This is a genomic window from Endozoicomonas sp. YOMI1 (assembly GCF_024606345.1).
In the GTDB taxonomy this organism is placed as follows: domain Bacteria; phylum Pseudomonadota; class Gammaproteobacteria; order Pseudomonadales; family Endozoicomonadaceae; genus Endozoicomonas.
In genome coordinates this window covers 1-12467 of the sequence record NZ_JAHHPM010000041.1, presented here as the reverse complement: position 1 = coordinate 12467, position 12467 = coordinate 1, and the positions used below count along the sequence as shown (strand labels likewise).

General features: G+C 48.2%; 9 protein-coding genes and 1 pseudogene. 8 read left to right on the top strand and 2 right to left on the bottom strand.

Features of this window, described 5'->3' with window-relative positions:
- From KDK15_RS01545 to tdh, 6 genes are all read left to right on the top strand, one after another.
- Window positions 1–260, top strand: a 260-nt coding sequence (locus KDK15_RS01545; RefSeq protein WP_257293605.1) for a hypothetical protein, incomplete at its 5' end; no start/stop codon positions are given.
- On the top strand, window positions 221–1141 hold the full coding sequence (gene cysD, locus KDK15_RS01540; protein ID WP_257293604.1) for a sulfate adenylyltransferase subunit CysD: 921 nt from the start codon (window positions 221–223) through the stop codon (window positions 1139–1141). The genes KDK15_RS01545 and cysD, both read left to right, overlap by 40 nt.
- Complete coding sequence (gene cysN, locus KDK15_RS01535; protein ID WP_257293603.1) at window positions 1141–2736, top strand: sulfate adenylyltransferase subunit CysN; 1596 nt, start codon at window positions 1141–1143, stop codon at window positions 2734–2736. Before cysD ends, cysN begins: the two co-directional genes overlap by 1 nt.
- Before the next feature lie 209 nt (window positions 2737–2945).
- A complete protein-coding gene (locus tag KDK15_RS01530; RefSeq protein WP_257293602.1) occupies window positions 2946–3932 on the top strand; it encodes a hypothetical protein in 987 nt (328 codons plus the stop codon).
- 404 nt (window positions 3933–4336) lie between these two features.
- The gene (locus KDK15_RS01525; RefSeq protein WP_257293601.1) at window positions 4337–5545 is read left to right on the top strand and encodes a glycine C-acetyltransferase; all 1209 of its coding nucleotides are present in this window, start codon (window positions 4337–4339) and stop codon (window positions 5543–5545) included.
- A gap of 71 nt (window positions 5546–5616) precedes the next feature.
- Window positions 5617–6642 carry an L-threonine 3-dehydrogenase gene (gene tdh / locus KDK15_RS01520; RefSeq protein WP_257293600.1) on the top strand — a complete coding sequence of 342 codons (1026 nt, stop codon included), beginning with the start codon at window positions 5617–5619 and terminating at the stop codon, window positions 6640–6642.
- 233 nt (window positions 6643–6875) lie between these two features.
- On the opposite strand, the gene folE is transcribed toward tdh, so the two are convergent.
- A complete protein-coding gene (folE, locus tag KDK15_RS01515) occupies window positions 6876–7427 on the bottom strand; it encodes a GTP cyclohydrolase I FolE (RefSeq protein WP_257293599.1) in 552 nt (183 codons plus the stop codon).
- A 62-nt stretch (window positions 7428–7489) separates the two neighbouring features.
- On the opposite strand from folE, the pseudogene KDK15_RS01510 reads away from it, so the two are divergent.
- Window positions 7490–7710 (top strand): annotated as a pseudogene (locus KDK15_RS01510) (amino acid ABC transporter permease); the annotation flags it as partial.
- 306 nt (window positions 7711–8016) lie between these two features.
- Here KDK15_RS01510 and KDK15_RS01505 read toward each other — a convergent pair.
- Window positions 8017–10623, bottom strand: coding sequence for a hypothetical protein (locus KDK15_RS01505; protein ID WP_257293598.1), 2607 nt, complete (start codon window positions 10621–10623; stop codon window positions 8017–8019).
- Between the two features lie 443 nt (window positions 10624–11066).
- On the opposite strand from KDK15_RS01505, the gene KDK15_RS01500 reads away from it, so the two are divergent.
- Window positions 11067–12329 carry an OmpP1/FadL family transporter gene (locus KDK15_RS01500; protein WP_257293597.1) on the top strand — a complete coding sequence of 421 codons (1263 nt, stop codon included), beginning with the start codon at window positions 11067–11069 and terminating at the stop codon, window positions 12327–12329.
- Window positions 12330–12467 lie beyond the last annotated feature (138 nt).

Sequence of the window (12467 nt, the reverse complement as noted above, 5' to 3'; positions counted from 1 at the left end):
GGGCAGCGGGTGGCGGGAAGCGGGCAGCGCTTACTGAAATGTCGAAGTTATTAAACGACAGTTCCTATGGCGACAGGCTAAGCCGCATCTCGATTCAGAGGGAATCAGTAAGCGATATATTTATATATAAAAACAATATATTTATTGAATTTATTATTCTATTTTCACTGATAGTATTTCACTTAGAGCACAACAATAACTTCGCTTTGGGTCGAAATGCATGTCGGATCAACGTTTTTATGCAAGAGAGAATCATTTAAAACAGCTGGAAGCGGAAAGCATCCATATCATCCGGGAAGTGGCTGCTGAGTTTGAAAACCCTGTCATGCTTTACTCTATTGGCAAAGATTCTGCCGTGATGCTGCATCTGGCCATGAAAGCTTTTTACCCGGGTAAACCTCCCTTTCCTTTATTGCACATAGATACTACCTGGAAATTCCGGGAAATGATTGAGTTCCGGGATCAGCTGGCGAAAAAACTCGGTCTTGAGCTGCTGGTGCATACCAATCCGGAAGGTCTGGAGCAGGGCGTCGGGCCATTTACCCATGGCAGCGCGAAACATACCGATGTGATGAAAACCCAGGCACTCAAGCAGGCATTGGACAAATACGGCTTTGATGCTGCGTTTGGTGGCGCCCGTCGGGATGAAGAAAAATCCCGGGCGAAAGAGCGGGTTTACTCTTTTCGCGACAAAAATCATCGCTGGGATCCGAAAAACCAGAGACCAGAGCTTTGGAATATCTATAACAGCCAGGTTGAGAAGGGCGAGAGTATTCGCGTGTTCCCGCTGTCAAACTGGACGGAACTTGATATCTGGCAGTACATTCACCGGGAACAGATCCCTATTGTGCCACTGTATCTTGCTAAAGAACGCCCGGTGTTGGAGCGTGATGGCAGCCTGATTATGGTGGATGATGAGCGGATGCCGCTGCAACCGGGTGAACAACCCCGGATGCGCAAAGTACGCTTCAGAACCCTGGGATGTTACCCGCTGACCGGTGCCGTAGAATCTGAAGCGGATACACTGACAGAAGTGATTCAGGAGATGCTCCTGACCAGAACCTCTGAGCGACAGGGCCGGGTGATCGACCATGACAGTGCAGGCTCCATGGAAAAGAAAAAGCAGGAAGGGTATTTCTGATGTCACACCAATCTGAACTTATTGCCAGCGATATCGAAGAGTACCTGAACCGTCATGAACAAAAAGAGATGCTGCGTTTTCTCACCTGTGGCAGTGTTGATGATGGTAAAAGCACCCTGATTGGCCGTCTTTTGCACGATACCAGCGTGATTTATGAAGATCAGCTGGCTGCTGTAGAAAACGACAGTAAACGTGTAGGTACCCAGGGTGAAAAACTGGATCTGGCGCTGCTGGTGGATGGTCTGCAGGCAGAGCGTGAGCAGGGCATTACCATTGATGTTGCCTACCGCTATTTTTCCACCGAAAAACGTAAGTACATCATTGCCGATACGCCCGGCCATGAGCAGTACACCAGAAATATGGCAACCGGCGCTTCCACCTGTGATCTGGCGATTATTTTGATTGATGCCCGTCAGGGCGTGCTGACCCAGACCCGTCGGCATACCTACATTGCCAGCTTGCTGGGCATAAAACATATTGTCGTGGCCATCAATAAGATGGATCTGGTGGATTTCAGCAAAGCACGGTTTGAAGAGATTCGTAATCAGTACCTCGACTTTTCAGAACCGCTGAAACTGGGAGATATTCAGTTTGTACCGATGTCGGCACTGGAAGGCGACAATGTGGTGCACCGCAGCGAGCGGATGTCCTGGTATCGTGACAGTACGCTGATGGACGTGCTGGAAAATGTCGAGATTGCCCGGGATCGTAACCTGGATGACTTCCGCTTCCCGGTTCAATATGTCAATCGTCCCAACCTGGATTTTCGTGGCTTTTCAGGAACGCTGGCCTTCGGCAAGATCAAGCCCGGCGATCAGGTCAGGGTATTACCCTCGGGTCAGGTAAGCAGCATTGAACGCATTGTGACCTGGGATGGGGATCTGCCTGAAGCCCATGGGGGGCAGGCGGTTACTCTGACTCTGGCGGATGAAATTGATATCAGCCGTGGTGATATGCTGGTGCACAGGGACAGCCGTGTTCAAGTGGCTACTGACCTGGATGTGGATCTGGTCTGGATGGCGGAACAGCCCATGAGCCCCGGCAGGCAGTATCAGATCAAGTTTTCTGCCGGTAAGGTTCCGGGCAGCTTTGCCGGGGTTGATCACCGGATTGATGTGAACTCCTTGGCCCATCACCCGGCAGAGCAGCTGGCACTCAATGAAATTGGCCTGTGCCAGCTCAGGCTGACCAGGGCCGTTCCTGTGGACAGCTACCAGCGTAACCGCCAGTCCGGTGCCTTTATTGTCATTGACCGGCTCAGTAATGCTACGGTTGCTGCCGGTATGGTACGGGGAGTCAGTGAGCGTAATCATGAGCAGGATTCGCTATCCAGAGTCCACCGTCAAGAGCGTCTGGGTCAGAGAGGCGGTGTGTTCAAAGTTGCCAGACAGCATGCCAAAGTTATTGAACGACAGCTGTTTTATTTTGGGTTTTATCCATTGGTGATTAGCAGTGATGATGAACAGTGGTCTGCCAAGGTGGATGCTCTGGTAAAGGCTGAAATGATTGTGATTATTGCTGATGAACTTATTGATAATCACAGTTCCGCAGATAAGGTGGTTAGTATGATCGTTGAGAGCGTTTTTTTGACTTGAGTTTTGGCTTGAGTAAAGTGTACAGACTTATTTTCGTGTTTTTTGAGAGGCTACCCAGGCAACACTCCCTACTATTATTTAGGAGCGTTGCTTTTTCCTTGATGAATCTATCTCTCAATTCTTCACCTAGCTTCTAGCTTCTGGTCTATAGTTTATTTTTCCTATTAGTAACTAAGAACGGATTTAACTGTTTAGTTTAGGTATAATTCATGACAATTTCTCCTTTACAACCATCTTCAAATTCCACTCAGAGTCACTTGGACGCCAATCCACAGAGTTCGGCAAGGCAGGGTTTGCATTCGACGACAAGAGGTATTCTTCATTGGAGCAGTGTTAATCACTTCAGTTCAAATACCAAGCATGATGACGATGTAAAAAGTCTATCTGATTGGCATTCCATCTCAGTACATCGACATGATACTGCTCATACAGCTCTAAAAGGAGCAGCGAATCATAACAGGGTTGTCAATGAAGGGAGGGCAGCAACAAAAATAGTAGCCATGGCAGCTGTAATCTCATTTAGTGGAGCAGGGGTAGCTGTGACCAGATCCATTGATTTTTCTCATCACCAAAAAAAGCAGCCAAGAGTGATTATGGACAAACCCGGAGATGTGAGGGAAGCAATGCCCAGAGAAAAAAATATAATAGAGCAGAGAAGAAAAGATGGCTTGATGGATCAGGACGTTAAGGGGAACAGAAGGTTAGTGGGCTCTTCAGACCGAGAGGATACAAAGCAAGAGAACTCAGTTCTTTTTCAGGGAAGAAAAAATCATGATCATTATTCACATGAAGGAAGAAAATATAAAAAATATGACAGTGATGGTGCCAAAACTTCATCGCATCGCAACCCTAAGCCACTTATGGTTAGCCTTTCAAAAGTAGAATGGCAATCCAGAAAATCAGATGATGTGGAGTCATCTGGATCAGGTGATCAGAGCTATTCTGTAAGAGTGGATAAAGCTAAATTGTCAGATATGAGGTCACTGAAAGCAAAGTTTAAATGTGTAAATGGCGCATTTGGTGAGCACCTTAGAAAAAATGAACAGCGAATGAGTCGAGCTAAGAACTGGAGGGCAATATCCAGTGATAGAACTCATAGACATTCTTATGCTGAAGAATTCAGGGATTTGAAATTCCAAATTGAAGAAGGAATTGAAGAGTATCGGGAGCAAAAGCTGATAGGCAAAGTTAAGTAGCTCTGCAGGTACATAAAGCAGAACTGGAAGAGTTTCGTTCTGATATTACATTTGACAGTATTTATTACTCAACTAAACGCAGGTCAGATATTTTGTAAGATCATAAAGTTCTCAATCCTTATAGCTTACAATAGTTTCTACTGAGTAATCTGTTAATTATTTTGTTGAATGGTGGTGATAATACGTACAAATGCCTGTTCAATAGGGCGCCTTGCTGATCCACTATTAGTTCAATCATCTACAATGATCGGGTTGATGGCAGTAAGCTATACCCATTGGTCTCATAACCTTTGATTTAACCCCAATGATGCTCGTGTTATTGGGGTATAGGGGGTATTGGAGGCTGTGTGTCTGATGGTTGGGCAAAGTTAGGATGCTGGAAATTACCGAGAACAGGAGTCGAAATGAAGGCCGATTTTTATCAAGGGCTGCTCAGGCAGCTGGATGAGCTCAAGCAGGAAGGGCTTTATAAAAGTGAACGGGTGATCAGCTCCCGGCAACAGGCTGAAATCAAAGTGCTCTCTAATGGTGAGAGCGGTGCAGAAGTGCTTAACTTCTGTGCCAATAACTACCTGGGCCTGGCCAATGCACCGGAGCTTATTGAAGCGGGTAAACAGGGGCTTGATCAGTATGGCTTTGGCATGGCTTCCGTGCGCTTTATCTGCGGTACCCAGACTGTTCATAAAGATTTGGAAGCGCACATTTCCCAGTTCCTGGGCATGGAAGATACAATTCTCTATCCTTCCTGTTTTGATGCCAATGGAGGCCTGTTTGAAACCATCCTGGGGCCGGATGACGCCATTATCAGTGATGCGCTGAACCATGCCAGTATCATTGATGGTGTGCGCCTGTCCAAAGCCAAACGTTTCCGCTATGCCAATAACGATATGGCCGATCTGGAAGCACAATTGCAGGCGGCAGAGGCTGCCGGTGCCAAAACCAAACTGATTGCTACCGATGGCGTATTCTCCATGGATGGGGTTATCGCCAACCTGAAAGGTATCTGCGATCTGGCGGATAAATACGGTGCGCTGGTGATGGTGGATGACTGTCATGCCACCGGTTTTATTGGTGAGAAAGGGGTTGGTACTCCTGAGTTCTGTGGAGTCATGGGACGTGTGGATATTCTGACCGGTACCCTGGGTAAAGCGCTGGGTGGTGCTTCCGGTGGTTACACCTCGGGTAAAAACGAAGTCATTGACTGGTTGCGTAATCGTTCGCGTCCATACCTCTTCTCCAACACGCTGGCGCCATGCATTGCTGCCGCCTCAATCAAAGTGTTTGAGATGCTGGCTGAAGGTGCGGAACTGCGCCGGAAGGTGCGTGATAATGCAGACTATTTCCGCGCTGAAATGACCAGACTGGGCTTTACCCTGGCCGGTGCCGATCATCCGATCGTGCCGGTGATGCTGGGTGATGCTTCACTGGCTGGTCAGTTTGCCGATCGTATGCTGGAAGAAGGCATTTACGTGGTCGGTTTCTCCTTCCCGGTCGTGCCAAAAGGGCAGGCGAGAATTCGTACCCAGATGTCCGCTGCCCACAGCCGGGAGCACCTGGACAGAGCCATTGCCGCTTTCGCCAGGATTGGTCGGGAGTTGGGCGTTATCCGCTGATATTCCTGCTGATTTACCTGAAAGCTGGCTTGCTATTCTGGAATAGTAAGCCTATTGAGAAAATTGAAACTGTGAAGACATTAGCCAAAAGCAAAGCAGAACCCGGAATCTGGATGGAAGACCATCCCAAGCCAGAGGTGGGTTACAACGATGTACTGATCAAAATCCGCAAAACGGCCATTTGCGGCACTGACATGCATATCTATCACTGGGATGAGTGGTCGCAGAAAACTATTCCGGTGGGTATGCACGTTGGCCATGAATTTGTCGGCGAAATCGTTGACATGGGTGAAGGTGTGCGTGGCTTTGAGGTCGGTCAGCGGGTTTCCGGTGAAGGCCATATTACCTGTGGCCACTGCCGTAACTGCCGTGCTGGCCGCCGCCATCTCTGCAACTTTACTGTAGGTGTTGGCGTCAATCGTGACGGTGCTTTTGCCGAATACCTGGTGATTCCGGCGGTTAATGCCTTCCCGATTCCTGATGATATCAGTGATGACCTGGCCTCAATTTTTGACCCGTTTGGTAATGCGGTTCACACCGCACTTTCATTTGACCTGGTCGGAGAAGATGTACTAATTACCGGTGCAGGCCCCATCGGCATTATGGCGGCAGCAATCTGCAGACATGTCGGTACCCGCAATGTTGTGATTACCGATGTCAACGAATACCGTTTGGATCTGGCCCGTAAAATGGGGGCGACCCGCGCCGTTAATGTTGCCAATACCGATTTGCAGGAAGTGATGGCTGATCTGGGCATGGTTGAAGGCTTTGATGTGGGTCTTGAAATGTCCGGCAATGGTCGCGCATTTAAGCAGATGCTGGAAAATATGAACTATGGTGGCAAAATTTCACTACTGGGGATTCCAGCCAGTGATACGGTGATTGACTGGAACCAGGTCATCTTCAAAGGTCTGGTGATCAAAGGTATTTATGGTCGTGAGATGTTCGAGACCTGGTACAAGATGGTCAGTATGTTGCAGTCTGGTCTGGATATTTCTCCAATCATTACGCACCGGTTCCCGGTTGACGACTTTGCCAAAGGTTTTGAAATCATGGGGTCAGGACAGTCGGGAAAAGTGATTCTGGATTGGTGTTAAGTCTAAGGAACAGTCCTTAACTGACTTCCTGGTTTAGAACTTGATCTCCGTTCATCCTGAGCAGAGTGGAAGGGTGGCAGGCACAATGCGTGAGTTCGCAGTGCACGCCCTTCGACAGGCTCAGGACGAAGGAAGTTTGGAACCTAAGAAATACAGAAGTTATTTAGGGACTATTACCAGGCAACAAAAAAGCCAGCGAATGCTGGCTTTTTTGTTGCCCATGATCAAGGTTATCAGCGAATAAAACGCAGAAACTCTTCACGGGTTGGCTGATTGTCTTTCATCAGACCGCGCATTACCGAAGAGGTCATGGATGAGTTTTGTTTTTCCACGCCGCGCATCATCATGCACATATGTTGCGCCTCAATCACCACGGCAACCCCTTTGGCATCGGTGACTTCCATAATGGCATCGGCAATCTGTCTGGTCATGTTTTCCTGAATCTGCAGGCGTCGGGCGAACATATCCACAATGCGGGCAAATTTGGATAAGCCGAGCACCTTACCATTGGGTACATAGCCAATGTGACACTTGCCAATAAAGGGAAGCAGGTGATGCTCACACATTGAGTAAAGTTCAATGTCTTTGATGACGACCATTTCGCTGATGTCGGATTCAAACACCGCACCATTAACGATCTCTTCCAGTGTCTGGTTATAGCCTCTGGTAAGGTACTGCATTGCTTTGGCAGCGCGAAGCGGCGTATCTCTGAGGCCTTCCCGATGAATATCTTCACCGACGGACTCAATAATGGCCTTGTAGTGTTCGCTGATTCTTTGAGACATTAGAAGAATTATCACTGCATGGTTATCGAAGTGGACGGCAGTTTAACACAATTAATACATAACCCGGAAAGCACCAGTATATGAATCTGGCAAAAAACTCTTCACTGGCGACAGCGATTGGTTATCCGGACCTGGTCAGTGTCTTTGTCGGCACTACCCTCAACCAGACCGGGCAGGCGGTGGAAGTGATTGCCATGACCATAGCCGTTTATCTCACCATCAGTTTGAGTGTATCCCTGCTGATGAATATCTATAACAGGCTGTGGCGCTTATCGAGCGCTGATTTTGAATAAATAGGTGGGAGAAATGATCAGTCACGATATCAACATGATTCTCGGACAGCCTCCTAGTGCAGAAAAGCGCTAATGCCCATACAACAAACCCTTGTTCCCACGCTCTGCGTGGGAATACATACCGGAGCCTGCAGGATGTGAAACAACCGGTTTTTGCCGGAGACCCTGGGGTCTTATGGGGGCATTGACGGCGAGTTTGGGGCATGCATTCCCACGGACCGTGGGAACGAGGCATCGCCTAAAGGCGACATTACCGGTCAGCCAGGATAGGTCGAACTCACCGGAATATGTGGTACTTATGTAAACTCGTCATTTTCGTCTTTATCGGGCGGCTCGTCTTGACCAGGATTGTTGGCCCGCGCAATTGGAAACAATGCCTTTTTCAGAGCACCGAACACATCATTGGGCTCCTTCACTTTTTTTGCCTTTGTTTTTGCCTCTGCGATTTTTTGATCAATATCCATGTTGTCGGTCTGACGCTTTTTATCCATGGCTTCAATGGCTTTATTCAGATCTTCTTTGAATGCATCACCGCCAAAGAAGCCCTGATTTGATGGCTTGCTTGTAGTCCCGTTACCTGATTCCGTTTTTTTTGCGTTGTCCGGGCTATTGGCCTGAGCAGTGCTGGTTGATGCAGGAGCCTTCCTGGTCCTGGCTGACAGCAAAATTTCCTGGGATATTGGTGGAGGCGTCGGTGGTGTAGGGGGAGGCAATGGCGTTGTGGCATCTTTGTTCAGGGTTGGCTGAGCGGTTTCTCCCGGTTCTTCTGGAGAGAGGGCAGCATTCATTATGTTGTTCAGGTCAGCGGTTAAATCCTTCGGGAACAGGTCTTCAGATACGGACGAGTCTGTGATGTCGTCAGCATCCATGGTATTTGAACTTCTTTTCAACATCTTTGCCACGGCTTTTGTCAACTCTTCTTTAAATTTGGCATCGCTAAACGCCTTGTTACTGGATGATGTGTTTTTCGTTTCGTCCTTTGCTACAGCAATGTCATCGGTTGCTTTTCTATCAGTTTGAGTGGGACTTATCTGCCCGGATTCCGTGGAGGCGGTTTCCGGTAACTCATCCGACGCCGGGAATGGGGGAAAAGAAACCGTGGTTTCAGTAGGCTTATAACCGGCGGATGATAGTGCCGGCTGGTAGGGCTGAGCCGTTTCTTCCATTGCTCTGTTTTTTGCCGCTACTTTTTCCATCAGTTCATCGACAAAGGGAAGGCGGTCATTTTTAACTCTCTTCGCTGCCTGAGCCCATTGCCTGGCAACATTGCTATCCATCGTGTCAACTTCTTCCGGTGTTTTCGGTCTTATGTCGGCCAGTTTTTTTGTCAATTCCTCCATAAGTTCGGGGTTACTCATGGGCCTGGAGGCTTCTGGTGTGTTTGCCGTATCGTGATTGGGGGAAAGTCTGCCACTGGTTTGTGTGCTATTGCCTTCAGTTGGCTGGTTTGACTTTGTTGGTTTTAGTTTCCATTGTCTATTTTCTATCTCTCTGATCAGTGCTGCATGCAAGTTATCTTGTCTTTCTGGCTGTCGGACTTGCGATTTGGCCGTCTGTTCCGTTTTCGGGGTAGGGGTGGTTGACGATTCTGCCTGTTGCAGAGTCATTGCCGGCTGAACATCGGATTGCTCTGCTGGGACAGGGGCTGTTTCTGCAGTAGCAACATTGCCAGTATTCTCAGCGCCAGAAAGGCTGGCCTGCGTTTTCTGAGCACTGATGGATGCTTCTGACCCGGTAGACTGAAGCTCATCCATTGGCAGAGATTGATTTGGCTGCTCTTGCGTGGTTTTCTCGACTGAGTCAGTAGCCTGCTGTTCACTCTGTGGCAAAGCCGGTTCTGCCTCTTCAGGCTGACGGGGAACGATGGTTTGTGAACTATTCACTAACGGGAGTGGTACAGGATAAACCGGAGTTGCTGGCTGAGTGGGCCTATCCATGGGTGGGGCGGTGGCTATGGGGACAGCCTGCTTTTGCAAACCGGAAGAGGTTGTTGTGGTTAAGTCTTGCTCGTCAGTGTAACCATCACCATTCTTAATAGAAGAATCTTCTCTGGCAGTGATAGCAGAACTTTCCTCTGCTGCAGACTGGGCTACCGGGCTTGCATCATGGTGCCTGGCCTCGACATAGCTTTGCTCAACAGGGATTCGATGATGAACGGTGATTGCACACCTTCTGTTCCTGAGCTTGTCAAAAGCCTGTGCACCTTCTCCCTGGCCCAGGGTGTCTCTACCCGCAACCTCGTTGTCTTTGGCAACGAGGAACTGTCTTATTTTTTCGGCTTCACTGACCCTTACTTCTGTATTTGCATACTGCTTATCGTGACGTTTGAGGGTCTCTATGGTTTTGTCCATTAACTTGCCAAGATTCTGCTGGCTTACCAGCTCATCACCCGGAGGTATCAGGCTCAGTGGTTTGTCGGGCTGAGACTTAAGGGTGATTTTAACATTAAGGCCAACCGGGAACTCCATACTCTTAAGCATTACCAGCACCTGTTCAGGGCCATTAGCTCGAGCTTTTTCCAGCGCTTCCAGCGAAATACCGACTACTTTCTTCTCGTTAATGGTGCCAAGAAGCTCATCGGCCTGTTTCAGCAAATCAGCCCGTTCCTGTAAAAGTTTTGCATCTTGGCTATCCAGTTTATTCTCTTTTAGACCCGTCGTGTGATGAGCGGGTACCGAGGTAGCTTCTGCTTTTATCGGCGATGAACTGTCTGCGCCCGTTACCACGCTTTCCTGCTCGGCTAAATAGCTCGTGGTATCGGCACTTTTAATTTCCCGGCCTCTATGGGTACCAACCGGTGCCTCCGCCTCTTTTGGCGTTTGCTCATAATTGGTCTGGATAGGGCCTGGACCCTCGACTCCTGGTACTCTGTGACAAAGTGGGTTTCTGGGTAGATTAAACATAATCAAGTAGGCTGGCCAATTATATTGTTATTGGTATCGGCAGCAGGAAGAAATTGTTACCGGTCAGGATGGCCCGGTGAGATCAGGTTGTAAGGAACTGTCCTGAAATAACTTCGACATTTCTACAGACGCTACCCGCCGCCCGCTACCCGAAAAGCCGGAACCGCTTGTGCTTTTGCGGGCAGCGGGTGGCAGGAAGCGGGCGGCGATCTTTTCCCAGACTGAGTAAAATGATGAAGTTATTCCGTAACAAATCCTAAGGTGATAGAGGGCTGTTCTCTGAAAGATTTACGGTGTGTTTGTGGTTACTTACTTTTTTCATCCTGAAACAAAAATATAACAGAATTATCTAAAAAGCCTCTGTATGATCGCGAGCAATTTTTGTACAAGTCCCTAATTCGCTCTGATGATAGCTCATCAGAGTTTCCAAGCTCGAGAGTATTATGCAGTTTCAGCTCAGCCGTAAGGTCATTCTCGCCTCTGCTATCGCATTGGCATCTCAGGTTTCTTTCGTTCAGGCGGCCGGTTATGGTATCAACGAGCAATCCGCCAGCTATCTGGGTACTGGCTTCGCTGGCCGTGCTTCCAATGCTATTGATGCGTCTATCTCTGCATCCAACCCGGCAGCCATCAGCCTTGTAGAAGGTCGTCAGGTATCTGTTGGTGCGGATGTGATTTTGGAAGGTGGCAAGTTTGAAAATGGCAAACATTCTTTTAGGCCAAATGCTCCGTCATCCACTGAAGATTTTCAGAGGACTTCCTTTGTTCCTTTTGGTTACTTTGTCATGCCAATCGATGAGAAGTGGAGTGTTGGTTTAGGTGGTTATGTTCCTTATGGCATTGAACTGGATTATGAGGATAATTGGGCAGGTTCCTGGTTTGGCGATGAGACTAGTGTTCAAGTTATGGCTTTGCAAGGCACTGTATCTTATAAAATCCATGATGACTTGTCGGTTGGTTTTGGCTTAACTGGCGCTCATGTAAAAGGCAAGTTAACCAGCAGACCGATGGGAGCAGAGGGAACGATTGAAGGTGATGACAATACTCTCGCCTGGAATATCGGTACCCTATGGAATGTTAACGAACAGACTACACTGGGTATTGCTTATCACTCGACTTACGACTTTCACCTGAAGGGCGATTTTACTGTTGTGGGCTCCCCAGGTGGTGTACTTGATGGAACTAAAGACGCCACGCTTGATATTGTTATGCCTGAAAAGTTGATGTTCAGCGTGACGTACAGGTTGGATGAGCAGTGGTCAATCATGGCAGATGCCACGTGGACCCGTTGGACCCGATTTGAAGAATTTGATGTTAAGGATCCGGCAGGCCGGACGCTTAACTATGTTCCGATGAACTGGAATAATACTTGGGCTTTGTCGTTTGGAACCTCTTATCAGTTGAATGACCAGTGGTTGTTGCGCGGCGGTTATATGTTCGACCACTCACCAGTTACAAATGAGACCCGTACAGTGCGCTCACCAGATGCTAACCGCAACTGGTTTACCTTTGGTGCCAACTGGGAGCTGGCTGAAAATATAAATGTGGATTTGGCTTTTGCTTACGTCAAGCTGCAGGATGGTACTATCAATAAACAGAAGTATGATGGTCCAAACCTGCCTGCTCAACCTGGTTATGGTGTTATCTCTGGTGATTACAGCAGCAGCTCCCATATTCTGGGTGCTCAGTTGAACTACAAGTTCTGATTTATTGATTCTTTGAGTTATACCAATTCCGCCTTCTAAATATGATAGTGAGCAAGTCATTTTGGACCGCTGGGCAAGGCGGGATGACGAGTGTGTGCCGTAGCACAAGCTGAGGAAGTGAAGGATTCCACTTTCAAA